Here is a 25,178-nt window from a genome sequence, read left to right as displayed (position 1 = left end):
ACAATCATGTTTAAAAAACTATACCTATTTGTAATCCTCAGTATAATCAGCAGCGGTGCTGCCATGGCGCAGGCCAGCATTGATATTCATTTCAACGGCATGGGCTTTATGGATAACCGCGAATACAAACCCTATGTGCTGCGGTCGCGTACATATTCGGGCGTACGTACCCAGCTTGATCTGGGTTTGAATATCGATAGTCTGAACCATTTTATTGTAGGAGCTAACGGCATCCATGAGTTTGGGGCGCAACCCTATTTTTTAAAGGTAGATCCTGTTGCTTACTACAGTTATACCGGTAAAAACTGGTTGTTTAATGCCGGTGCTTTCCCCCGCGAAGGTTTACTGGACAATTATCCGCGCGCCTTACTTAATGATACCTTGCGTTATTACCGTCCCAATGTACAGGGTTTGCTGGCGCGATATACCAACGAGCACTTTACCGAAACTGGCTGGATTGACTGGGTAAGCCGCCAGACAGATGTAGAACGCGAGCAGTTTTTATTCGGCTTCGCGGGTAAGTATCGTCCGTCGTTAAACGGCCCTTTTTATGTGTCGCATTACTTTTTCCTGGAGCATGACGCAGGTCCGGGAATAGCTATCCCTAATGATCATATTCAGGACAATGGTGCCGCGCAGGTAAGGCTTGGATTAGATTTTAGCCACAAAACCATCCTCGATTCCTTAAGCATTGAAGCAGGGGGAATGCTTTCTTTAGAGCGTACACGTGGCGTTGATGGTTTCCAGAAACCTACGGGCTTTGTTGCCAGCGCTTACCTGAGCTGGAAACGTTTTGCTTTGTTTGATGAGTTTTACAAAGGTCAGGGCCACCACATACTTTATGGCGATTCGTTTTACGAAAAGAAAACCTATAACCGCCTGGATATCATTTATACCCCCTTCCTGTACAAACGCGTAAAAGGACAATTTATCCTGAGTTTGCACCAAACCCCCGGCTTCGCGGGCAGCAATCAGGAAGCTTTCCGCGTGACTGTAGACCTGGGCAGGCAAACGTTGTTAAGGTTTAAGGATTAATGGCTTAGATTTCAGATGTGCAAATTTCAGATGTGCAGATGGGAAATCATCAAACTCGTCACTTAGCTCGTGAGATTGCTTCGTTCCTCACAATGACAGGGAGGATAATAAAACAAAAAAGCCCGATGCAAATCGGGCTTTTTTGTTTATGATTTCGGGTTTTATTAAACCCCTAATAATAATCTTGCGGGATCTTCCAGCAGTTGTTTAACACGTACCAGGAAGCTAACAGACTCGCGACCGTCAACAATACGGTGATCGTATGACAGGGCCAGGTACATCATTGGGCGGATAACCACTTGTCCGTTTACGGCAACCGGGCGCTCAATAATATTATGCATACCTAATATAGCCGACTGCGGCGAATTTAATATCGGCGTAGAAAGCATCGACCCGAACACGCCACCATTGGTGATGGTGAATGTACCGCCGGTCATTTCAGGAATGGTTAATTTGTTTTCGCGGGCTTTACCGGCCAATACCACAATGGCTTTCTCTATTTCGGCAAGGCTCATGCCATCGGCATTGCGAATAACCGGAACAACTAAACCTTTTGGTGCCGATACAGCTATGGAGATATCAGCAAAATCGCTGTATACCACTTCTTCGCCTTCAATACGGGCGCCAACAGCTGGCCAGTCTTTAAGGGCTTCGGTAACCGCCTTGGTAAAGAACGACATAAAGCCTAAGCCAACGCCATGTTTCTCTTTAAATTTATCTTTGTATTTACCGCGCAATTCCATGATAGGCTGCATATCTACCTCGTTAAAGGTGGTTAGCATGGCTGTTTCATTTTTAACGGCCACCAAACGCTTAGCAACAGTTTTACGCAATGAGGTCATTTTTTCACGACGCTCGCCTCTTTCTAAGGTCTGAGGTGTGGTTTGTGAGGTCTGAGCCTGGGCAGGAGCAGCAGGCTTTTGACTTTCTACTTTTGACTTTTGACTTTCTACCTGCGCTCCTAATGCATCGCCTTTGGTAATGCGACCATCAACGCCGGTTCCATTAACACCTTTGGGGTCAACACCTTTTTCGGCCAATATTTTTGCAGCAGCAGGTGATGGCGTACCAGATGCATAAGTAACGCCGCCGCTGTTTGATACAGGAGCACCACCTCGCGGTGATTCATCTGCAGCGCTAACAACAGCAGGTGTAACAGGTGCCGGGACAGCAGCAGCGCCTGCACCTTCAATAGTGCAAACAACGGCGCCAATTGGCAATACATCGCCTTCTTTGGCTATGGTTTTAAGCGTTCCCGCTTTTTCGGCAGTAAGTTCAAATGTTGCTTTGTCGGATTCCAGTTCGGCAATGGCTTCATCCATTTCAACGGCATCGCCATCTTTTTTGATCCAGCGCGATAAAGTAACTTCGGTAATAGATTCGCCAACGGTAGGTACCTTAATTTCTAATGAACCTCCGGTTGCCTGGGCAGCAGGAGTTGCAACAGGTGCCGCCGCTGCTACGGGAGCAGGAGCAGGCGCGTTGGCAACAACTTCGGGCTGAGGCTGGGCGGCAGGTGCCGGTGCAGCAGTGCCACCATCTTCAATATTGGCAACAACGGCGCCAATAGCAAGGGTATCACCTTCTTTGGCAACTAATTGTAAAGTACCTGCTTTTTCGGCAGTAAGCTCAAATGTGGCTTTGTCCGATTCTAATTCGGCAATAACCTCATCCATTTCCACGTGATCGCCATCCTTTTTCTTCCAGCTTGCCAGGGTTACTTCTGTTATCGATTCGCCTACAGGCGGAACTTTGATCGCTAAACTCATATTTTAGTATTTATTATTATTCTGTTGTCTGGTTCCTGAGGTCTGTGGTCTGATTTCTCTGGTGTGAAGTGTGTGGTCTGAGATCTGGTTACTGGGGTCTGAATAATCATTATTTAAAATGACACAGACCACACACCACAGTTCTCAGGCCACAGGCCTCAGAAATCAATCCGCTCCGGCATCAGCCATTTTCTTTGTTGTCTTTTTTATAGCTTCCTTAACCACTTTACCTGCAGGTGCTTCAAACGCTTTTGACACAATGTATGCCTGCTGTGCGGCATGTTGTTTGGCAAAGCCTGTAGCTGTACTGCTGCCTTCATTACGTGATATCACGTTAAGGTTAATCAATTTATCGTTATGGAATTTACGGCAGATGTATGGCCATGCACCCATGTTCTCCGGCTCTTCCTGTACCCATACAAATTCGGTAGCCTTATCGTATTTAGCCTTAACTTTCAGGATCTGGGTAACCGGGGTTGGGTACAATTGTTCAATACGAACAATAGCCACATCCTTGCGTTTATCAACCTGTTGTTTATCCAACAGATCATAATAAACCTTACCGGTACATAGTAACACGCGTTTTACCTTTTTAGGATCGGCATAAGTATCATCAATTAGTTCGTGGAATTTACCATTGGTAAAATCTTCAATCGGCGATACGCATTTAGGACTGCGCAGCAGGCTCTTAGGTGTAAATATAATAAGCGGCTTGCGGAAATCGCGGTGCATTTGCCTCCTTAATATATGGAAGAAGTTTGCAGGCGTAGTACAATTTGCCACCTGGATATTATCATCGGCACAAAGCTCCATAAAGCGCTCCACACGTGCAGATGAATGCTCCGGACCCTGACCTTCGTAACCATGCGGCAATAACATAACCAGACCATTACCACGCTGCCATTTAGTTTCGGCACTGGCAATATACTGGTCAACAATAATTTGGGCACCGTTAAAGAAATCGCCAAACTGGGCTTCCCAAATAGTTAAGGCATTGGGGTTAGCCAGGGCATAACCATATTCAAAACCCAGCACACCATATTCTGATAGCAGGGAGTTATATATACTTAGCTTGGCTTCTGTTTCGATAGTAGCAAGCGGGGTGTATTCGTCTTCAGAATCGGCCAGCGTTAATACCGCATGGCGATGTGAGAAAGTTCCGCGTTTTACGTCCTCGCCGCTTAGCCTGATAGGGTAACCGTCTTTTAACAGGGTACCGTAAGCCAGCAGTTCGCCCATAGCCCAGTCATATACCTGGGTTTGGTTAACCATTGCTTTACGATCTTCAAATAGTTTCTCAATTTTTTTGAAGAAAACCTTATCGGTAGGTAAGGTGGTTATTGTATTGCCGATGGCCAATAACTCGTCTTGCGGTACTGATGTATCAACCGCGCCAACAAATTCCTTATGGCTGGCCAAATGTAAACCGCTCCAGGCACCTTCAAACATGGCAATGGTATCGGTAAACCTGTCTTCAGCTTTTGATTCATCCAGCTTTTGCTGTAACTCATCTTTAAAGGTTTTTTCGATGCCTTTCAGGAATTTATCATCAATGCTGCCTTCGGCAACCAGCTTCTGACTATAAATTTTCAGCGGATTTGGATGCGCCTCGATAGCCTTATATAATAAAGGCTGGGTAAATTTAGGCTCATCGGCCTCGTTATGGCCATAGCGGCGGTAACAAAGGATATCAATAAACACATCCTCATTAAATACCTGCCTGTATTCCATAGCCAGGTTAACCACATAAACCAATGCCTCAACATCATCGCCATTTACGTGAAATACCGGCGAAAGCACTGTTTTAGCCACATCAGTACAATAGGTACTTGAACGGGCGTCTTTATAGTTGGTGGTAAAACCTATCTGGTTGTTGATAACCAGGTGAATGGTGCCCCCTGTGCGGTAGCCATCCAGTTTTTCCATTTGTAAAACTTCGTAAACAATTCCCTGGCCTGCAACTGATGCATCGCCGTGAATTAATATAGGGGCAATTTTTGAATGATCGCCGCCATATTTAAAGTCGATTTTTGAACGAGTGATACCTTCAACAACGGGGTCAACAGCCTCTAAGTGTGATGGGTTAGGGCAAAGACTAAGGTGTACTTTTTTTCCGTTTGATGTGATAACGTCGGTAGAAAAACCAAGGTGGTATTTAACGTCGCCGCCAAAGGGTGATTCGGAATCGAAGTTTTTACCTTCAAATTCAGAGAATACCTCTTTATAGGTTTTCTCCATAATGTTGGTAAGCACATTAAGCCTGCCGCGGTGGGCCATACCTATAATAAACTCTTCGATACCCAGGTCGGCACCTTTTTTAATAACCGAATCAAGCGATGGGATCAATGCCTCGGCACCTTCAAGCGAAAAGCGTTTCTGGCCCAGGAATTTGGTACCCAAAAAGTTTTCGAAAGTAACCGCTTCATTAAGCTTGTTCAGCATCAGCTTCTTTTCGTCAATAGTGAACGAAGGCGTGTTGCGGTGCTTCTCCATCCTATCTTCAAACCATTTAATTTTGATAGGATTGCGGATGTAACGGTACTCGGCACCAATAGCCTGGCAGTAGGTATCTTCCAGCAACTGGCGAATATCGCGCAGCGTGGCCGAACCTAAACCTACCTCAACACCCGAACTAAATACAGTATCCAGATCGGCATCGCTTAAACCAAACGTATCCAGATCTTTACCCGGATAGTAGTGACGGCGCTCGCGCACCGGATTGGTTTTGGCAAACAGGTGCCCGCGTGAGCGGTACCCATCTATCATATTAAGCACCTTGATCTCCTTTAAAAAGTGATCCTGCGTTTTATCGTCAACAGCGGGCGAACCGGTTGATGCTTGTGCAGATGCGTTTGTGTTGATGTTAAATTCAAAGCCTTCGAAAAACTTTTGCCAGCCGTAATCAACCGATTCGGGGTCTTGTTTATAAGCTTCGTATAAGGAATTAATGTAGTCTGCGTTGCCGCTGTTTATATAATTGAGACGATCCATGTGAAACTGATCTTTAAAACGGTACAAAAGTAAGCATATAGCCTTATATACTTCATAATTAATTGTAAAGAAATTGACTTGATTTTTGAGATTTGGTTTATTTCGGGATGAAAATCTTTAAAAAGGGGTAATTATGCTGTATTGACTGTGTAATTTCCTCTTGAAAAACTGGACGGTATAAAATGTAAAATACCGATTGGTATTAAATGGGTGATTTGGGATGAAAAATTAAAAATCAGAAGTATTGTCAATTGCGAGGAGGGGCGACGAAGCAATCCCATAATAACAGTACCGGCGATTTGTATGATGGGATTGCCACGCTATCGCTCGCAATGACAAGGTTTGCTTGTTTATCTATCGGATATTTTACCTCACCACAACCAGATCACCGGCCTCATCTTTGGGTGATGATTGCCAGGTGTTAACAAAATCTGTTTTGGTTTCCAGCTCTTTTTGCTGCATGGCGGCTATGGTGTATTTGCTTTCTTTGGCATCGTTTACCCCGGCTATAAAAGCCCAGTTGCCCCAGTTGCTGGCCGGCGAATAGTCTATCAGTTTTTCTTCAAAATAGGTGGCACCCTTTGTCCAGTCGGCTTTAATATCGTTTACCAGGTAGCTCGCTACTATTTGGCGGCACTGACTGCAAATGTATCCGGTGGCATTAAGCTCATGCATACAGGCATCAATAAACGGAACGCCCGTTTTACCGGCTTTCCACTTCTCAAACCCGGCATCGTCGGCGGCTGAAGCAGGCGCTTCGGTATCTGCTTTTGTTGCCTTAATAAATTTTTGACCATGCTTTTTAAACATGAACCTGAAATAATCTCGCCATAGCAACTCCAGTTTAAGCATCCCGGCGGGTACGCTTCCATCCTGGTTTTGCTTAAATATTTCCCAATAAACCTGACGCGGCGAAATACAGCCTACCGATAACCAGGCAGATAATTTGGATGAGGTATTAATGCTGCCGTTTCGTCCTTTTCCTTTCACCAGCTGATCGGCTTTTGAAAAATAGTTATGCAGCTGTACCAAAGCAGCGGTTTCGCCGCCCTGGAAATAATTTGTAGCCCGGGGATCATCAACCGGTTCGTTTAAACCGAGTTGCTGAAGCGTTGGCAATTCGCCGGCAACGGTAATTTCGGGTGTATAAATATGTTCGGGAGTGGGTACGCAGGGGCGTACGTTGCTATCCCTATCAACCTTTTTCTTAAATACGGCAAAGCTATCCGGAATATCCTTTATCGGGAACGGAAGATCCTCCTTGTGGTACATGGTGTGCCCAATAAAATGCTTAAGGTTGAGCCTCATTTTCCAGAGGGCGGTTTCTACCTTTTCAGAAATTTCCGTTTCTTCATAGGCTACTTCGCGGTGATGATATACCTCGTTAACCTGGTATTGTTCGGCAAGCTGAGGCAATACTTCGGCCGGATCGCCTACCCTGATGATCAGATCGGCACCGTAGGTTTGCAGGTTTTTACGCAAATCGGCAACCGCCTCTAATAAAAATCTCGCCCTGAAACTGCCCGTTTTTGGATTGCCCGATACGTTATGCTGAAAATAATAAGGATCAAAACAATATACCGGCAGTACTTTATCAGCCTTGCGAACGGCTTCTAACAAAATTTCGTTATCATGTATACGCAAGTCATTCCTAAACCAAACCAGTATCGTTCTATCGCTCATAGTTAAACAGGGAGTTAACTGTATTTATGCAGAATGCAAATTTGCAATTTATTTACTTCTCCTGCACCTTTCGCTGCAATATTTGACATCGACCCAACATTTTTCCCATTTTTTACGCCAACTAAATGGCTTTTGGCAAACCGGACAAATTTTATGGGGCAAATTTTTTGCAGGCATAAATGCTAAATATAGGCTATCCGTATTAAAAACCAAATACCGTCATCGTAAAATGCCAAATAAACTGAGTGGAAATTTACTTATCCGTTTTTATTTTGGCACGGATAACCGAATCTTTTTGGGCGTTGGTGAGCTTATAATTAAATTCAAATAAGGCACCTTCAAAATCGCCATATGAAGGGTTTGGGAGTACGATAAATCTGTTTCCAAACTCATTTTTAAGTCGTTGTGTAACTGCAGCGCGATTTTCTTCGGATGGATGGTTATCATACAGCAGATCAAAATCGGGCAGGTTATCGCCGCAAAGCAGCAGTATCTGGTGCGTTTTAAGCACTTCCAGGCGGCGGGTTTCCTTACTTGATGCGGTAGTTTTTAACTGCAGATGCGCATTATCTGCATTGGGTAAACCATACAGCTGCAGGTTTTTAATCGTCGAGGCCCGCTCGTTTTCATTACGGTTGGTAATGTAAAAAATGGTTACCCCTTTTGACGCCGCGTATTTGAAAAAAGCAGGTGCGCCGGGTACGGTATCGGCTATGGCCTTGTCGGTCCATTCTTTCCACGTTTCATCTGTGTAATCAAGGTTCTGCATGGCGCGTTTGGCATCGTACGGACTATTATCCAGCAGGGTTTCGTCAATATCTGTCACTATTGCCCATGGCTTTTTTGGATGCTTTTTTACGGCTTCGTCAACCCGTAACTTAGCTATATTATAGGCCTGGAAACAAAGTGCCTTGTACTCGGCTGCCCTTTGCTGCCATAAAGATGCCCATGCCTTACCGCTATTGGTAACAGATGGGTCCTGGGCCATTGCGCGGGTGCTTATGAGCATTAAAACAGGTAACAGGTATACAAAACTCTTTTTCATAACAATTTATTTAGCCGTAAAACTCTTTGGCAAATTTATTCAGTTTTGGCTGGATAACAAATGTGCAGCGGAGATGGATGGGGATTATGATTATTTTCTCCAATTTTACCATACTTTAGGTTGTTGGCAGATTTTTCCATGATACGATGAATTAATTACTATGAAAAGGAGCATCACCATTTTATTGTTATTTATAAATGCATTTACGTTTGCGCAAACTGCGAATCCAATTGTAATTGGGCAAAGTGTGGAGATCCTGTCGAAAGTTTTAAATGAGCAGCGGAGAATAAATATTTACCTGCCAGATGAGTACAGTAAAAACGATACTACGCAGTACCCCGTTATTTATATTATTGACGGCGGTATGCAGGAAGATTTTCTTCACATAACGGGTATAGTTCAATTTAATACGCAGCCCTGGATAAACCGTTTCCCTAAATCAATTGTTGTAGGCATCGAAAATGTAGACCGCAAAAGAGATTGTTCATTTGCCGTTGATAACCTCGACTTTTTGAAAAGAGTGGGATTCAAGAAAGAATATTATACAACCTACGGCGGATCGGCAGCTTACATCAAATTTATCGCCACGGAATTACAGCCTTACATCAGCAAAAACTACAAAGCCAATAATTATAAAACCGTTATCGGCGAATCGTTTGCCGGGTTACTGACTACAGAGATCTTGCTTAAGCACCGCGAGCTTTTTGATACCTATATTATTATGAGCCCCAGTTTATGGTGGGGAAATGAGTTGCTTTTAAAAGATGCCCCCGCATTGCTGGGCGTAAAAAACAAAACCAAAGTAAACGTATACATTGGTGCCTGTAATAAAAAGGAAGATAAAATAATGTACGACGACGCGACAGCATTGCGCGATGTACTAAAAAAATATGGCGGACCAGAAACGACCGTGTTTTATGATTATTTACCGGCCGAGATCCATTCTACCATGCTTCATCAATCGGTTTATAATGCCTTTAAGCTGATCTATCCTAAAACAGCCTATCAGAAGTAACAACCTTTTTATTTTTCCGAACACTGGTGCACCTTCCCCGGCTTTAGCTTCCGGATAACTATAAATATTACTTCAATATAATTATTGAGGCGGGTTTTACCATGTCTGAAATTGCTTATAAGTGCCTGATTGTTAAGCAATAATTAATAATATATGAAAATGTATATTTATTTTATGTATTGAAAAACTTTATATGCCGTTGCTGCGTATCATATTTAATAACACCTGATTACCTAAATTTTCAATCACTAAAATAAGGAGGTATACCTATGCACCTACTCAATGAAACAGCATCAGCAATAAATCAAAAAAAAGAGAGCGCTATTTTAGAATTAACCGCCGCCCCTTTTTTATTGGGCAATTACACGGTTATATTTTATTTCACCAACGATGAGCATTATATAGGTACCGTTGAATTCAACCGCAAAAACGGCAAAATGGTAAAAGGAACGTTCCAGGTTTATATAGATAATGAAGAAGTATATGCAGCATTGTATTCAACCAATATGGTTAAGCTGATAGATAAACCTTACCCCGAGTTTTTGAATATGTTAAAGATTTTAACGTTGGCAAAAAAGTAACCTAAATAAGCTGTTTACACACCAATTATTGAAACAAATACTAAAAACACTTGTTAAAGTATTGAAAACGAGTAGATTATTATCTAATAGTTAAAATTAAATTAAAAGTTAAGTCCCCCCATTCCTTTAATTTCCCCGCCGATGCCCAACTTTTTTAAAGCCTTAACCACTGAGGCAAACCCCGAATTATCAGACGCGAAGAATACTGCCTTAGAAGAGTTAGTAAGTAAAGTTTACACTTTTGATACCTACCAGGCCATTTTTATAAAACCCGAAAACGAATATCAAACCGGTATAGTTGAATTTGAAGGTAAGAACAGCATTTCGATAAAAGCCGTGTTCAGCGTATATATTGATAACCACACCGTGTACGCCACCCTGTTTACCCTCGATATGAAAAAACTGATAGATGTACCTTTCAGCAGCTATATAACCGCGCTTGCAGCTTATCTGGCAGGCAACTTACCAACTACAGCCGACAATACCGATCCTGAGCGCAGATCGGCCAGTTTATAATCGCTTTGTACAAAGTAATTTAGTACTGCTGTTGCTCTTTGATTATACAAATCAAATAGTTAATTTAGTGTTTAAACTTACATTAATCGTTAAATTATGAAAATCGCAGTATTAATTGCCCGGGTACTACTGGGTCTTATTTTCGTGGTGTTTGGTTTTAATTTCTTTTTCCATTTTATTCCTATGGCGCAGCCAGCCATGAGTCCCCAGGCTACAGCTTTTAGTGGTGGTCTTTACGGATCTGGTTACTTTTTCCAGTACATGAAAGTTATTGAAATTGTAAGCGGCTTGTTTTTGCTTATAAACCGTTATACTGCGTTGTTTATATTGGCACTGTTCCCTATATCGCTTAATATTTTCCTGTTCCATACTATGCTGGCGCCAGCAGGGATACCGGTAGGTGCGGCGGTGATTATTTTAAACCTGTTTTTAGGGATAGCTTACTTTAAATATTACAAGAGCATTTTTACGGCGCAGCCAACGGTGTAGTGTTTTTGTTTGTCTGAACCGGGATTAAAGGGATTGGTTGGATTTTTTTACACGAATCAAATCTTAAAAATCTAACTAATCTATCTAATTCTTGTTCAGACAATTTACTTGCAAATCAAATCCTAAAAATCCAACTAATCCCAAAATCCCGGTTCAGACAGTCCGCTCTTCAAAAATTAAATAACATTCCACTTCTCACATTTTTTTATAATTTAGTGTCGTAATAACACTTAATATTAAAACGACAATTTTATGCCATTAAAATTAATTGCAAAGGCGGGTAAATTATCCGGCTTGCTGCTGGTTGCCTTATTTTTTTATTCAACAAGCTTTGCTCAGCAGGGAAGGCAGGTAATTAATTTTGATAATGGCTGGCGTTTTAATTTAGGTGCTGTTGATAACGGCGAAAAAAGCGACCTTAATGATACCCAATGGCGTACGCTAAACCTGCCGCACGACTGGAGCATAGAAGGCGAGTTTAAGAAAGAAAATCCCGCCACACCAGAAGGCGGCGCATTGCCGGGCGGCATAGGCTGGTACCGCAAAACCTTCACCGTACCCGCAGCATCAAAGGGCAAAGCTGTTTATATTGATTTCGATGGCGTTTATCAAAAAAGCGACGTTTGGGTTAACGGGCACCATTTAGGTTTCCGCCCTAACGGCTACATATCTTTCAGGTATGAACTTACACCTTACCTAAACTTTGGCGGTAAAAACGTGATAGCTGTTAAGGTTGATAACTCGGTACAGCCAAACTCGCGCTGGTACTCGGGCTCGGGTATTTACCGCAATGTGTGGCTGGTTACCACAAATAAAGTAGCTATTGACCATTGGGGTACTTTTGTAACTACACCAAAGGTAAGCACGGCTTCGGCCACGGTAGCGTTAAAAGTTAAAGTGAAGAACAATGGTGCGCATACCTCACCGTTTACTATAAAATCAATGATATATGATGCTGCCGGTAAGGTAGTATCAACCAGCGGATATGCGGTATTAAAAACAAACATGGCCGATACCGCCTTTGAAACCGCCATTAACTTCACAGTTAAAACACCAAAACTATGGTCGGTGGAAAGCCCTTATCTATATAAGGTAGTAACGCAGATTGTAACTGGTAAAACTATTATTGACGAGTACACCACCCCCTTAGGCATCCGTTATTTTAATTTCGATGCAGATAAAGGTTTTACCCTGAATGGTAAACAGATGAAGATATTGGGCGTTTGTAACCACCATGATCTGGGCTCATTGGGTTCGGCAATAAATGTTCGTGCGCTGGAGCGTCAGCTGCAAATTTTAAAGGCGATGGGTTGCAATGGTATCCGTACCTCGCACAATCCACCCGCTCCCGAACTGCTTGACCTTTGCGACAAAATGGGCTTTATTGTAATGGACGAAGCCTTTGACTGCTGGGAATGGCAAAAGGTTCAGTATGATTATCACCTGTACTTTAAGGAATGGCATAAACGCGACCTGCAAGACCAAATACTGCGCGACCGTAATCACCCCAGCATCATGATCTGGAGCATCGGTAACGAGATACCGCAACAGGCTGATAGCAGCGCCTTACGCATAGCGCCCGAACTGGCCGCTATTGTACACAGCCTGGATACTACCCGCCCGCTTACTACCGCTAACGACCGTCCCGATAAAAGCAACAAGATCATCCAATCCGGCGCTATCGACTTAATAGGTTATAACTATCACCAGTTTGATTACGCCAAGTTCCATGACCGTTACCCGGGCAAAAAATTCATCGCTACGGAAACTACATCGGGCCTGGAAACACGCGGGTATTACGAAATGCCATCAGACAGTATAAGGATATGGCCAGAGAATTACGATAAACCTTTTACAAGGGAAGGCAACAATGTATCGGCTTTTGATAACGTAAGACCACCTTGGGGATCTACCCACGAAATGACATGGAAGGTGATGAAAAAATACGATTTCCTGTCGGGTATGTTCATCTGGACGGGCTTTGATTACCTGGGCGAGCCAACACCATACAGCTGGCCGTCGCGCAGTTCATACTTTGGTATTGTTGATCTGGCGGGTTTTCCCAAAGATGTTTACTACATGTACCAAAGCGAGTGGACCACCAAAACGGTACTGCACATCTTTCCGCACTGGAACTGGGAGCCAGGCAAAATGGTTGACATTTGGGCCTACTATAGTAATGCCGATGAGGTTGAACTTTTCCTGAACGGTAAATCGATAGGCATTAAAAAGAAAACCGGCGACGACCTGCATGTAATGTGGCGCTTGAAATTTGAGCCGGGTACACTTAAAGCCGTATCGCGCAAAAACGGAAAAGTGGTTTTAACCCGCGAGATCCATACAGCCGGCGCACCTGCAAAAATTGAACTCATAGCCGATCGTAAACAGCTAAAGGCCGATGGCAAGGACCTGTCTTTTATCACCGTAAAAATTTTGGATAAAGATGGCAATGTAGTACCCGATGCCGATAACCTGGTAAACTTTAAAATTAATGGCCAGGCCGTCCTTACCTCGGTAGATAACGGTGACCCGGTTAGCCATGATTCATTTAAGGTGCCATACCGTAAGGCTTTCCACGGTTTGGCAATGGCCATTGTGCAAACTAAAGAAAAAGCCGGCAGCATTAACTTTACCGCTACCGCCGATGGCTTGCAAAGCGCAGCTATTGTTTTAACAAGTAAATAAACACTGCTTATTAGTCAAAAAAAGAGTCGCCTGGCAAACCAGGCGGCTCTTTTTTTGTACTGTATATTAAGTTTCTGTTAACTGCCAATTGTGCACAGAATCATTCTGTAAATTTGATTTTTATCATTCGCCATGAAAAAACTCATTACTTGTATAATTGCATTAGCATTTACGTTTCAGGCATTTGCACAAACACCGGGCAAAATTGCCCAAACCGGCCAGGTATTACTGCCCAACGGCTGGAAACTTAGTCCGGCGGGGAGGTCATTACCACTTGGCGATCTGCCGCTGAATATCCAGCTTTCGGCATCGGGCAGGTTGCTGGCAGTTACCAATAACGGCCAAAGCACGCAATCTATTCAACTGATAGATCCAAAGAATGAGAAACTGCTGGATGAAAAAGTGATCCCAAAATCATGGTACGGACTGGCATTTAGCCGCGACGAAAAAAAACTATACGTATCTGGCGGTAACGATAACCTGATAATGGTTTATGGCATTAACGATCATAAATTAGGCACTCCCGATACCATAAAACTGGCACCCAAGTCATGGCCACAAAATAAGGTTTGCGCAACAGGCATCGTATTAAACAAAAGAAATACCCGCCTGTACACCGTTACCAAAGAAGACAGCACACTATACATCATTGACCCCGCCAAAGCCGAAATATTAAAGAAGGTTAAACTCCCTGCCGAGGCATATAGCTGCGCACTATCGCCCGATGAAAATACCCTTTACATCTCTCTTTGGGGAGGCGATAAGCTGGGCATTTACAATATTGCCGCGCAAAGCCTCGCTACCATTAAAACCAGCAGCCACCCCAACGAATTGCTGCTGAATAAAAAGGGTACCTACCTGTTTATAGCCAACGCCAATGACAATTCGGTTTCGGTAATAAAAACTGCTACCCATAAAATCGTCGAAAATATATCTACTGTACTTTATCCAACCCATCTTACGGGTTCCACCACCAACGGGCTGGCTTTATCTGCCGATGAAAAAACGCTGTACATTGCCAACGCCGATAACAATTGCCTTGCTGTTTTTGATGTATCAAAACCCGGCAACAGTCGCAGTAAGGGGTTTATACCCGTGGGCTGGTATCCAACCAACATAAAAATACTGGGCAACAAAATACTGGTGGCCAATGGCAAAGGCTTTACATCTATGGCAAACCCCAGGGGGCCGCAGCCGGTAAAAAAAACTGACAACAGCGGGTATAAACAGGGGGCAACCAACAGCCGCGAGCAATATATTGGCGGCTTGTTTAAGGGCACGCTATCATTTATTGATGTACCTACGGATATCGAACTTAAAGGTTATACCAAACAGGTTTATGCCAACACGCCTTTTAGCAGCAAAACAGAAAAAACCGCCGCCGGCGAAACGGGTAACCCCATACCGCGCCGCATGGGCGAAAAATCGCCCATTAAATATGTGTTTTATATTATTAAGGAGAACCGCACTTATGACCAGGTGCTGGGTGATATGCCACAGGGCAATGGCGATACGTCGTTATGTATCTTCGGTAATACGGTTACGCCAAACCACCATGCCATTGCCAGCGAGTTTGTGCTGCTTGATGATTTTTATGTAGATGCCGAGGTAAGTGCCGATGGCCATAACTGGAGCACCGCCGCCTACGCTACCGATTTTGTGGAGAAAACATGGCCAACAAGCTATGGCGGTCGTGGTGGTAATTATGATTTTGAGGGAACCCGCAAGGCCGCTTATCCGCGCGATGGCTTTATATGGGATTACTGCAAACGCGCGGGTGTAAGCTACCGCACCTATGGCGAGTTTGTTACCGATGGCTCGCCGGGCAAGCCAAGTCTTAAATCGCTGCAGGGGCATTATTGTGTGCAATCGCCGGGGTTTGATCTTAATGTTAAAGATCTTAAGCGCGAAGAAGTTTGGGCGCATGATTTTGATTCACTGCTGGCTATAAATGCCGTGCCGAAGTTTAATAGCGTACGTATTTCAAACGACCATACCAGCGGGCAAAAAAAAGGTGCGATATCGCCCATTGCAGCCGTTGGCGATAACGACCTGGCCATAGGTCGCTTTATTGAGCACCTGTCGCAAAGCCCTATCTGGAAAGAATCCGTAGTGTTTATACTGGAAGATGATGCCCAAAATGGCCCCGACCATATCGACGCGCACCGTTCCCCGGTTTTTGTTGCCGGGCCATATGTAAAACGTAACGCCGTTGTCCACGGTATGTATTCCACGTCGGGCGTGTTGCGCACCATCGAGCTTATATTGGGTTTACCGCCCATGAGCCAGTATGATGCGGCAGCCATGCCTTTATACGAGTGCTTCACCAGCACACCAGATACCCGGCCATATGTAGCCAAGGCACCCACCGTCGACCTGGAAAAACGAAACGTAGCTGTAAACGAAAGCAGCAAAAGATCGGCCCTGTTTAATTTTGCCAAGGAGGATGCAGCCCCCGACATTGACCTTAACGAGGTGATTTGGAAATACGTTAAAGGCGAAAACTCTGTTATGCCCGCTCCAAAACGCAGCGCCTTTGTAATTTTAGAAGAGAAAAAAGAACAAGACGACGATTGATGCGTTAAATTTGGACATACGCCATCAAAATTGAATAGCATTATAAATATAGCCCTTGTATTGCTTACCATCGCGGTAATGGAGGCCCTGTCATGGGCCATGCATAAATACCTGTTTCACGGGCCGCTTTGGTTTATCCACAAAACCCATCACCAGCAAAAACATGGCTTGCTGGAACTTAATGACATTTTTAGCATAGGCTTCGCCGCCCTGGCCTTATGGCTCATGTGGGTAGGGCATATCAGTCTCGATTATCATTTTTGGATAGGTACCGGGATCAGTATTTACGGTACTATCTATTTTATATTTCATGATTGGTTTATCCACAACCGTTTCAAGGCATTTAAGAGCAGCAACCGCTACCTAATGGGTATCCGCCGGGCGCACAAAATTCACCACAAATCAATGGAGAAAAATCCATCGGAAGAGTTTGGGTTACTGGTAGTGGGGAAGAAGTGGTTTAGGAGGTAAGGGATTATGTTGTTCGATTCTCCGACTTCAGATAGCGAAGGATAGCTTACTTACTATTAAATTTCGTTAAAGTCTGTGAAATATCCTTTCGGGTAGAATCAATTTCAAGGCATAGCTTTAATACTTCAATTGAAAATTTTTTATAATTGGAAGCATCTGTTAGCTTACTCTCCTTTCCATACTCTTCGCTAAATTCAAATGCAAGTTTGCCAATATCATATAAGTCGTCAACAGTAACTTCTTTATTTTCCTTAGATTTATCCAGTTCAAATGACTTATAAATATCTTTTTTCCCAACGGCTATTTGTCCTAAATTAATTTCGCAAAGCCCCATTTCCTGGTAATTAACAGCTTGAGGATTGGCAATATTGATTGATTTTTTAAACCAATATATGGCATCTTCATATTTTCTATCTAAATATAAACTGTGTGCCAATGCACTTCTTACAATTGGATGTGTAGCATCTGTTTTTAATGCTTCTTTAAATTTATCAATCGCATTTTGATTCAGCTGGTTGGCCTTTGTTTCATTTCCCTTACCTGCTTCATCAGCGGCATCAAGCGATAGCGTCACGCCCTCATTAAATATCTTATATGCCTTTTCCTTTTTAGTTTGCTGACAAGAAGCAAAAACAAATGACGAGGTTATAATTAAAATCAGATAAGTTATTTTCATTTAATATACATCTTGGTGACATATAAACATAAGCATTGGTGTTGAGTATTTTTTCCATCAATTAAAATTCCGAAATTCGCCAAATCCGAAATCATCCGCCAATGCTGCAAATACAACAAAACGTATCCCTTAAAAACTTTAACACTTTTGGTATTGATGCACATGCCCGTTATTTTGTGGAGATTGCTCATGAGGATGACCTTGTTGAACTGTTCGCCGACCCGCAATGGCTGCAAACCGAACGGCTGGTAATTGGCGGCGGGAGCAACCTGTTGCTGGTTACAGATTTTGAAGGGCTGGTAATCCGCATGAATATTCGCGGTATTGAACACCGTATTAGTCATAACGATGTTTTTGTAGAAGTAGGCGGCGGCGAAGTATGGAATGACTTGGTGAACTTTTGCGTAGCCCGCGAATATGCCGGCATCGAAAACCTGAGCCTTATTCCGGGTTCGGTAGGTGCATCACCAATTCAAAACATTGGTGCGTATGGTGTGGAATTAAAGGATGCCTTTGTAAGCTGCAAAGCTTTTGAAATAGCCACAGGCACATTTAAAACATTTACTAAAGCCGATTGCAAATTTGGCTACCGTGAAAGCGTATTTAAAAATGAACTTAAAGGGCAGTATATTATAGTATCGGTAAAATTCCATTTATCACTTACCCCCAATATTAATACCCAGTATGGCGCCATTGGGCAGGAGCTGGCAAACCGCGGCATTACATCGCCCACTATAAAAGATGTGTCGCAAGTGGTATCGCACATCCGCGTTTCCAAGCTTCCCGATCCTTCAACTATAGGCAATGCGGGTAGCTTTTTCAAAAACCCGGTAATCAGTACCGATGAGTTTGCACCCGTTGCAGCCAAATTTCCTGATGTAGTGAACTACCCGGCTGCCGATGGGCAGGTGAAATTAGCTGCCGGCTGGCTAATAGAGCAGTGCGGCTGGAAGGGAAAAACTGTTGGAAATACCGGAACATGGAAAAATCAGGCACTGGTATTAGTGAACCACGGCGGTGCCACCGGACAGGAAGTGTACAACTTTTCGTCGCAAATTATAGACAGTGTGTACGCTAAATTTGGCGTTAGGCTACAACGTGAGGTAAATATTATTAGTTAAATAATTTTATTTAAAATAGAAATCGTCTTTTCATTTAAATTTCATCTATAACATTCCTGTTACATAAATAGTTTTTTAAAACTTATTTAATTAGTTGTTTATTTCAAATAAACAACTAATTATCAATGTGTTGAGTGTAAAACAAGTGTAATATATACACCTTTGAATTTTTGTTACAATTACTGCTTAAAGTATTGATTATAGCTTCGGCCTGCCTCTTAGTGGCATCATGCTTGCCTAAGTCTTAACACAAAACTTTAACAAAATGACAAAGATTGAGTTTAACACCCTGGTATTACGTCAAGCGACTTCATTAAGGTCATACGCCTTACATTTCACTCATGACGCAGACGATGCTAACGACCTTGTTCAGGATACAATGTTGAAGGCGATAACTTATTACAATAAGTTTAAAGAAGGTACTAATTTAAAAGGATGGTTATATACCATCATGAAAAACACCTTCATCAACAACTATCGCCGTTTTGTTAAAATGAGCACATTTGTTACCAAAAGCGATGAAATTTCATCTCCTAACCTGGTATTCAGTTCAACAAAAAATCAAGGCGAAGCCAAGTTTGTGATGGATGATATTAAAAGAGCTTTAGACAGGCTTCCTGAAGATTATTTTATACCCTTCACCATGTATTTTGAAGGTCACAAATATCATGAAATAGCTGATCATTTGGAGATCCCTATTGGTACGGTAAAAACCCGTATTCACGTAGCCCGCAAGCTGCTGAAGAAAAACCTTAAAGCGTACGATAACGGCGTAGCCAAACCAGTATACGCAGAAAATTAATAGTTAAAACTCAAACATATATATAGAAAAGACCCGCTCGTAAAGCGGGTCTTTTTAGTTTTAACCAATACTGATAGTTCCCGTCGCTCGGCTCCAGCCGAGTGACTTATATTACCAGGCCTCCGGCCTACGAAGATGCAGCATTCTGCGGCGTCCCGCCGCGTAATAATGGCCACTCGGCCGGAGCCCACAGGTGTTGGGAAGACTGAATTTTATAAAAAGTTTGTCATTTCGATAGAGCCCGGGCGGGTAAAAGCGTGGCGCGAAGGAGAAATCTTCTGCGGAATGCAAAGCTCCAATAGCATAGCGCATAAGATTTCTCACTCGTTCCTCGTATCGAAATGACAACATTTTGCTCTTCCCAACACCTATGGGCCGGAGCCGAGCGGCGGAAGACATGACGTGGTGTGAAGTTATACCTGTTATTTAAAACTCTTTATTACTTCCCCCGCCACCATTTGCCCGGATATGATAGCCGGCGGAACGCCTGGGCCGGGAACGGTTAGCTGGCCTGTGTACAGCATGTTTTTAATATGTTTTGCCCGCATGGCTGGTTTAAAAAATGCAGTTTGTGAAAGGGTGTTGGCCAGGCCGTAGGCATTGCCTTTAAAGGAGTGGTAATCGGCTTTAAAATCATTAAGGGCGTAGCTGCGCTTTACTACAATAGCATCACGAATATAGTTACCCGTGATGTGTTCAAAACGATCCAGCATCAAGTCGAAATATTTTTCGCGGGTGCTTTCGTCGTCATGCAGTCCCGGTGCTATAGGCATCAGGAAAAATAGGTTTTCACCGCCTTCGGGAGCCGCGTTAGCATCAGTTTTTGAAGTACAGCAAACATAAAACAGCGGACTGGTTGGCCACATTGGTGTAGTATATATTTCTTTGGCGTGCAGCTCAAAATCCTCATCAAAAAATAAATTATGGTGCTGTATGCCGGGCACCTTTTTATTGGTGCCTATATAAAACAACAAACTCGACGGCGACATGGTACGGCTATCCCAATATTGGGGGGTATAATTTTGATCTTTCTTATCCAGCAGCAGTTGGTCTACATGCTCATAATCGGCACCGGCTACAATAAAATCGGCCTTAAAAACGCCTTTATTGGTAATTATGCTGCCAGCCAGTTTATTTTCAACGTCTATTTTAAGTACTTCGGTGTTTAGTTTTATCTCCACGCCTAATTCATTGGCGAGGTTTACCATGGCTTTTACAATCTCGTTCATGCCGCCTTGCGGGTACCAGGTACCCAAGGCGAGGTCGGCATAGTTCATCATGCTGTACATGGCGGGGGTATTTTGCGGAGTTGCCCCTAAAAATAAAACGGGGAACTCCAGCAGTTTTATCAGCTTAGGGTTTTTAAAATACCGGCGAACGTGTTTGCTCATACTGCCTAACAATTGCAGGCTAAAACTTTTTTTAATGAGGTTGTAATCAATAAACTCGGTAATGGAGTGCGAAGGACGAAAAACGTATTCGCCCATGCCAACTTTATATTTGTAGGCGGCTTGTTTTAAAAATTCTTTGAGGCCGATGCTGCTGCCGGGTTCGGTTTGTTCAAAAAGAGCTTCCAGCTGGGGCATCCCGGCTGGTACATCCATGATATCGTCCTTAGCAAAGTACACGCGGTAACCGGGGTCTAAGCGTTCCAGTTTGTAATAATCAGATGGCTTTTTGCCAAACAGGGCAAAAAAGTTTTCAAACACATCGGGCATCCAATACCAGCTTGGTCCCATATCAAACTTAAAACCATCCTGTTCCCAAACCCTGGCGCGGCCGCCAGGCTGGTCATTTTTTTCGAGTACGGTAACTTTAAATCCCTCTTTAGCCAAAACGCAGGCAGCAGATAATCCCGCGAAACCCGCCCCGATAATGATGATATGTTTGTTGTTCATGTTTTTTGTGGTGCGGAGTGTGGGGAGCGGAGGTGCGGGGAGCAAAGTGAGAGGAGCGCAGAATATTCGTCCCCCAACACTTCGCTCCTCGCACCCCATTCTCCGCACTCATAATCCAAAGCCCAAGTTAAACAAATTGTTTTGAGCCAATAAAAAAACAATAACGCTTTGAATTTGTACTTTTGGATACAACGCGCGCGTGAATGATGAACCTGTACGACGAAACCTGCTTTGAATGCAGTAAACTAATTACCAATAAGTATAGCACCTCATTCAGCTTAGGGATAAAAGCTTTTGATATTAGTTTCAGGTACCCTATTTATGCCATTTATGGTTTTGTGCGCTACGCGGATGAAATTGTCGACACTTTTCATGATCATGATAAGCAGCAGCTTATCAGCAATTTTCGTACAGAAACCTTCGGGGCTATTAAAAATAAGATCAGCCTTAACCCGGTTATTCATTCTTTTCAGCAAATTGTAAACAAGTACGCTATTGACCACGAGCTTATTGATGCCTTCCTCCGATCGATGGAAATGGATCTGGATAAAAAAGCCTACTGCGACGATAGTTATAAAGTATACATCTATGGCTCGGCCGAGGTGATCGGCCTCATGTGTCTGCGCGTTTTTACTGATAATGATGATAATTTGTACCAGGCCCTTTTACCGCAGGCCCGCAGCCTGGGCGCGGCTTTTCAGAAAGTAAATTTTTTGCGTGATGTTAAGGCCGATTTTGAAGATCGTGGTCGCATTTATTTCCCGGGGGTGGATTTTAATAATTTTACTGAACAGGACAAGCGCCAGATTGAAGCCGATATAAAGGCCGATTTTAACGATGCCTTTGAAGGTATAAAACGCCTGCCGCAGGGAACCCGCCTGGGTGTTTACATTGCCTACGTATATTATCTGCAGCTGTTCAAAAAAATAAGCTATACCCCCGCAAGCGTGATACTGCAAAAAAGAATCCGGATATCTGATACATCTAAAATAGCTTTGTACGTTAAAGCTGTATTACAACAAAAACTGAATGTTATTTAATGAAGAACCATCTATATTTTTTAGCCACTGCCTTTTTACTGCTGTTTGTAACCCAAAACTTAAAAGCCGAAGAGCCCAATCTTAAAGTTTTACGCAAGCAAATGGTGATAGCTATTGATAACAGTAAAACCACCGATTCGTTGTTTAAGAGTCTTACGGCTATAAAGCAGCCTACGGGTATTGTGAACGGTTTTATTGGCGCATTGCAGGCACTTAAGGCCAAGCACGCCTGGAACCCGTACTTTAAAGTTAAATACCTTAAAAACTCCGAAAAAACATTAAAAAAGGCCGTTGCCGATGATCCGCATAATATGGAGATAAGGTTTATGCGGTTTTCTATAGAGCATAATGTACCCGGCTTTATGGGTTTCAACAAAGACCTTGCCGCCGACAGCGAAGATATAATTATCCAGTTAGATAAAAAAAACTATGGCACTGCCGATAAGGAGCTAACTATTGCTATCATCAAATTCCTCATTAATTCAAAAAGGTGTACCGCAGCGCAAAACGCCGTGCTTAATAAACATTTAGTTGAACTAACGTGAGATACACCTACCTGTTGATCAATATACTAACGGTGTTTTTCCCGGTTGCGTTATCGTTTGATAAAAAGGTAGCTTTTTACAAAAGCTGGAAATTCATTTGGCCGGGCATGGCCCTCACAGGTTTATTCTTTTTGTTTTGGGACATTATTTTTACCATGAAAGGCGTATGGTCTTTCAATCCCAAATACATCATCGGCCTAACTTTTTTCAGGCTCCCGGTAGAGGAGATGTTGTTTTTTTTAACGGTGCCGTTTGCCTGTATTTTTATTTATGCCTGCCTCAACTACTATATTAAATGGCAGTTTGATAACCGGCTTACCCGCATTATCAGCAACCTGCTTATCCTATTATCTGTACTGGTACTTATTTTTCATTATAACCGGATATACACCGCTATAACCTTCGGGCTGATGCTGGCGGTAGTGGCGCTGCTGCAATATGGCTTTAACGTACGTTGGCTTAACCGGTATTATATGGCTTATATTGTAGCGCTTATCCCGTTTTATATGGTTAACGGCATCCTTACGTCGGTACCGGTGGTGTTGTACAATAACTATCAAAACATGGGCATGAGGATAGGTACCATCCCCGTTGAAGATCATTTTTATCTGATGGTGTTATTGCTCATGAATATTGGCTTTTTTGAGTACTTTAAAGCCCGCAACAAAACCCAATGAGCACCCTGCCCGAATACACCAAATCACAACTGGCCCTTCGTAACGGGCAGGACAAGCCACAGATATGGGTGGCCTATAAGGGTATCATTTACGATGTAACCGAAAGCCGCCTCTGGAAAAACGGCAAGCATTACGAACACTGGGCCGGCCAGGACCTTACCCCCGAACTCGCCGACGCCCCGCATACCGAAACAGTATTTGAAAAGTTTGTTGTGATTGGGACGCTGAAAAGTTGACAGGAACTAACGTGAAAAGTACATCAATGCTTCGTTCCCAGGATTAACAAAAATTAATATTACCGGGTTACCTTCCACCTGTTTTAGGTATTAATTAGTAACCAAAAAACAATTAACATCATGAAAATCAAAATTTTACCTGCCCTTGCGGTGGGGGTATTGCTGCTGGGCGCTTGTCGCGGTAGTAGCGGAAAATACGAAGCCATTAATAATAGCAGCTCCGCAGATTCTGCCTCGGTTGATAGCCGGGCGGCGGATACATCAACCGCAGTGCAAACCAAACTTGTAAAAACTGCCGATATGCGTTTTAAAGTAAAGGATGTAAGGCAAACTAGCGAAAATATCTCAACGTTAACAGCAAAGTACAATGGTATGGTTATGCATCATCAAATGCAGGCTACCAATGAGGGAAGTCAGGATACGCGCCTGGGTACTGATTCTATTATGCACATTTCGTTATTTACTATGGTAGCCGATATGACGGTTAATATCCCTCCAAATAACCTGGAGAATTTTATGAACCAGGTTGCACAACTGGGTTTGTACATAGATTCACGTAAGATGAATATTGACGATAAATCGCTTGAATATTTGTCATCAAAGCTTAAAACGCAGAATAGGGAAGAGCTTGTTAAGCAACAGGATAAGGCTAAGGAAGACCCTTCAAGGTTGCTGGTAGCTAAAGATGATATTGTTGACAGAAAAATAAATGATCTTAAAACAGACAAGGATGTTAAATACAGTACCGTTGTTTTAAGTTTTTATCAGAGTAAGACTGTAATTAAAGAGGTTGTAGCTAACGAAGATACTGCAGCGTATCAACCATCTTTTTTTAAGCGCCTCGTGAGCTCATTTTCTTATGGCTGGTCGTTTTTTGCCGATTTGATTTTAGGTGTAGCCAATTTATGGGCTTTTATTTTGGCGGCGATTGGCTTGTGGATATTGGTTAAGTATTACAAAAGAAAAAATCCTGCATTATTTCGCACGATAAAATCATAAAATATGTGGCATTTTCATTAAACATTTCTATTTTTGCCAAACATTAAATATCAGTACAATGGAGTCGATGGAAAACGCAAATGCGGAAAAACATTATAAATTATTGGTTGTAGCTATTGCAATAGGCATGGTAGGTGTTTTCCTGCGTTTTGCGGGCGACGAAAACTCAACCTATTTTTCATGGATAGCCAACGCGTTATTGGTTTTAGGTGTTGCTATTGGCCTAAAAGGTGTGTTTGCAATTATAAAATAGGTTTATCCTCATCATATTAAAAAGGCGTGCTGATTTCAGCACGCCTTTTTTTGTTTACATCTCCCGTCACCGAA

The 25,178-nt window shown here is 43.0% G+C and carries 23 protein-coding genes; 16 read left to right on the top strand and 7 right to left on the bottom strand.

Translation table 11 applies throughout. From position 1 onward, the window contains the following. Positions 1-6 precede the first annotated feature (6 nt). Positions 7-1,035 (top strand): hypothetical protein, encoded by a 1,029-nt coding sequence (locus BLS59_RS14670; protein ID WP_091150037.1) that lies wholly within the window; start codon positions 7-9, stop codon positions 1,033-1,035. A gap of 164 nt (positions 1,036-1,199) precedes the next feature. Here BLS59_RS14670 and odhB read toward each other — a convergent pair whose 3' ends face one another. From odhB to BLS59_RS14645, 5 genes are all read right to left on the bottom strand, one after another. Further along, positions 1,200-2,804 carry a 2-oxoglutarate dehydrogenase complex dihydrolipoyllysine-residue succinyltransferase gene (odhB, locus tag BLS59_RS14665; protein ID WP_091150036.1) on the bottom strand — a complete coding sequence of 535 codons (1,605 nt, stop codon included), beginning with the start codon at positions 2,802-2,804 and terminating at the stop codon, positions 1,200-1,202. A 165-nt stretch (positions 2,805-2,969) separates the two neighbouring features. Beyond that, complete coding sequence (locus BLS59_RS14660; protein WP_091150035.1) at positions 2,970-5,795, bottom strand: 2-oxoglutarate dehydrogenase E1 component; 2,826 nt, start codon at positions 5,793-5,795, stop codon at positions 2,970-2,972. A gap of 366 nt (positions 5,796-6,161) precedes the next feature. Beyond that, positions 6,162-7,478 (bottom strand): DASH family cryptochrome, encoded by a 1,317-nt coding sequence (locus BLS59_RS14655; RefSeq protein ID WP_091150034.1) that lies wholly within the window; start codon positions 7,476-7,478, stop codon positions 6,162-6,164. A gap of 48 nt (positions 7,479-7,526) precedes the next feature. After that, positions 7,527-7,655, bottom strand: a complete 129-nt coding sequence (locus BLS59_RS14650; RefSeq protein ID WP_091150033.1) for a DUF2256 domain-containing protein — start codon at positions 7,653-7,655, stop codon at positions 7,527-7,529. A gap of 76 nt (positions 7,656-7,731) precedes the next feature. Next, the gene (locus BLS59_RS14645; RefSeq protein ID WP_091150032.1) at positions 7,732-8,523 is read right to left on the bottom strand and encodes a 5'-nucleotidase, lipoprotein e(P4) family; all 792 of its coding nucleotides are present in this window, start codon (positions 8,521-8,523) and stop codon (positions 7,732-7,734) included. Between the two features lie 160 nt (positions 8,524-8,683). Here BLS59_RS14645 and BLS59_RS14640 point away from each other — a divergent pair, with 160 nt between their 5' ends. From BLS59_RS14640 to BLS59_RS14610, 7 genes are all read left to right on the top strand, one after another. Next, complete coding sequence (locus BLS59_RS14640) at positions 8,684-9,538, top strand: alpha/beta hydrolase (protein WP_091150031.1); 855 nt, start codon at positions 8,684-8,686, stop codon at positions 9,536-9,538. A 269-nt stretch (positions 9,539-9,807) separates the two neighbouring features. Then, positions 9,808-10,119 (top strand): hypothetical protein, encoded by a 312-nt coding sequence (locus BLS59_RS14635; protein ID WP_091150030.1) that lies wholly within the window; start codon positions 9,808-9,810, stop codon positions 10,117-10,119. A gap of 141 nt (positions 10,120-10,260) precedes the next feature. Continuing rightward, positions 10,261-10,635, top strand: a complete 375-nt coding sequence (locus BLS59_RS14630) for a hypothetical protein (protein WP_091150029.1) — start codon at positions 10,261-10,263, stop codon at positions 10,633-10,635. Positions 10,636-10,731: 96 nt separating this feature from the next. Beyond that, positions 10,732-11,124: a DoxX family membrane protein gene (locus BLS59_RS14625; RefSeq protein ID WP_091150028.1), complete on the top strand. Its 393-nt coding sequence runs from the start codon at positions 10,732-10,734 to the stop codon at positions 11,122-11,124. A 252-nt stretch (positions 11,125-11,376) separates the two neighbouring features. Next, positions 11,377-13,809, top strand: coding sequence for a beta-galactosidase GalB (galB, locus tag BLS59_RS14620; RefSeq protein WP_091150027.1), 2,433 nt, complete (start codon positions 11,377-11,379; stop codon positions 13,807-13,809). Between the two features lie 132 nt (positions 13,810-13,941). Beyond that, positions 13,942-16,386 (top strand): bifunctional YncE family protein/alkaline phosphatase family protein, encoded by a 2,445-nt coding sequence (locus tag BLS59_RS14615; RefSeq protein WP_091150026.1) that lies wholly within the window; start codon positions 13,942-13,944, stop codon positions 16,384-16,386. Positions 16,387-16,416: 30 nt separating this feature from the next. Further along, on the top strand, positions 16,417-16,857 hold the full coding sequence (locus BLS59_RS14610) for a sterol desaturase family protein (protein WP_091150025.1): 441 nt from the start codon (positions 16,417-16,419) through the stop codon (positions 16,855-16,857). Between the two features lie 46 nt (positions 16,858-16,903). Here BLS59_RS14610 and BLS59_RS14605 read toward each other — a convergent pair whose 3' ends face one another. Beyond that, the gene (locus BLS59_RS14605) at positions 16,904-17,533 is read right to left on the bottom strand and encodes a tetratricopeptide repeat protein (RefSeq protein ID WP_091150024.1); all 630 of its coding nucleotides are present in this window, start codon (positions 17,531-17,533) and stop codon (positions 16,904-16,906) included. 101 nt (positions 17,534-17,634) lie between these two features. On the opposite strand from BLS59_RS14605, the gene murB reads away from it, so the two are divergent. Then, positions 17,635-18,654 (top strand): UDP-N-acetylmuramate dehydrogenase, encoded by a 1,020-nt coding sequence (gene murB / locus BLS59_RS14600; protein ID WP_091150023.1) that lies wholly within the window; start codon positions 17,635-17,637, stop codon positions 18,652-18,654. Positions 18,655-18,919: 265 nt separating this feature from the next. Then, the gene (locus BLS59_RS14595) at positions 18,920-19,456 is read left to right on the top strand and encodes an RNA polymerase sigma factor (RefSeq protein ID WP_091150022.1); all 537 of its coding nucleotides are present in this window, start codon (positions 18,920-18,922) and stop codon (positions 19,454-19,456) included. Between the two features lie 422 nt (positions 19,457-19,878). On the opposite strand, the gene BLS59_RS14585 is transcribed toward BLS59_RS14595, so the two are convergent. Continuing rightward, complete coding sequence (locus tag BLS59_RS14585) at positions 19,879-21,354, bottom strand: phytoene desaturase family protein (RefSeq protein ID WP_091150020.1); 1,476 nt, start codon at positions 21,352-21,354, stop codon at positions 19,879-19,881. A 203-nt stretch (positions 21,355-21,557) separates the two neighbouring features. Here BLS59_RS14585 and BLS59_RS14580 point away from each other — a divergent pair, with 203 nt between their 5' ends. The 6 genes from BLS59_RS14580 (at position 21,558) to BLS59_RS14555 (ending at position 25,104) form a co-directional block, all read left to right on the top strand. Further along, on the top strand, positions 21,558-22,394 hold the full coding sequence (locus tag BLS59_RS14580; protein ID WP_162842640.1) for a phytoene/squalene synthase family protein: 837 nt from the start codon (positions 21,558-21,560) through the stop codon (positions 22,392-22,394). Continuing rightward, complete coding sequence (locus BLS59_RS14575; protein ID WP_091150018.1) at positions 22,394-22,939, top strand: hypothetical protein; 546 nt, start codon at positions 22,394-22,396, stop codon at positions 22,937-22,939. Before BLS59_RS14580 ends, BLS59_RS14575 begins: the two co-directional genes overlap by 1 nt. After that, the gene (locus tag BLS59_RS14570) at positions 22,936-23,616 is read left to right on the top strand and encodes a lycopene cyclase domain-containing protein (protein ID WP_091150017.1); all 681 of its coding nucleotides are present in this window, start codon (positions 22,936-22,938) and stop codon (positions 23,614-23,616) included. Before BLS59_RS14575 ends, BLS59_RS14570 begins: the two co-directional genes overlap by 4 nt. Next, positions 23,613-23,852: a cytochrome b5 domain-containing protein gene (locus BLS59_RS14565; RefSeq protein WP_091150016.1), complete on the top strand. Its 240-nt coding sequence runs from the start codon at positions 23,613-23,615 to the stop codon at positions 23,850-23,852. The genes BLS59_RS14570 and BLS59_RS14565 overlap by 4 nt, the downstream gene beginning before the upstream one ends. A 120-nt stretch (positions 23,853-23,972) precedes the next feature. Then, a complete protein-coding gene (locus BLS59_RS14560; protein ID WP_091150015.1) occupies positions 23,973-24,851 on the top strand; it encodes a DUF4349 domain-containing protein in 879 nt (292 codons plus the stop codon). Positions 24,852-24,909: 58 nt separating this feature from the next. Next, positions 24,910-25,104: a hypothetical protein gene (locus BLS59_RS14555; RefSeq protein WP_091150014.1), complete on the top strand. Its 195-nt coding sequence runs from the start codon at positions 24,910-24,912 to the stop codon at positions 25,102-25,104. Positions 25,105-25,178: the final 74 nt, after the last annotated feature.

Source organism: Mucilaginibacter pineti (genome assembly GCF_900101875.1).
GTDB classification, from domain to species: Bacteria; Bacteroidota; Bacteroidia; order Sphingobacteriales; family Sphingobacteriaceae; genus Mucilaginibacter; species Mucilaginibacter pineti.
This window is presented reverse-complemented; position numbering and strand designations above follow the sequence as displayed.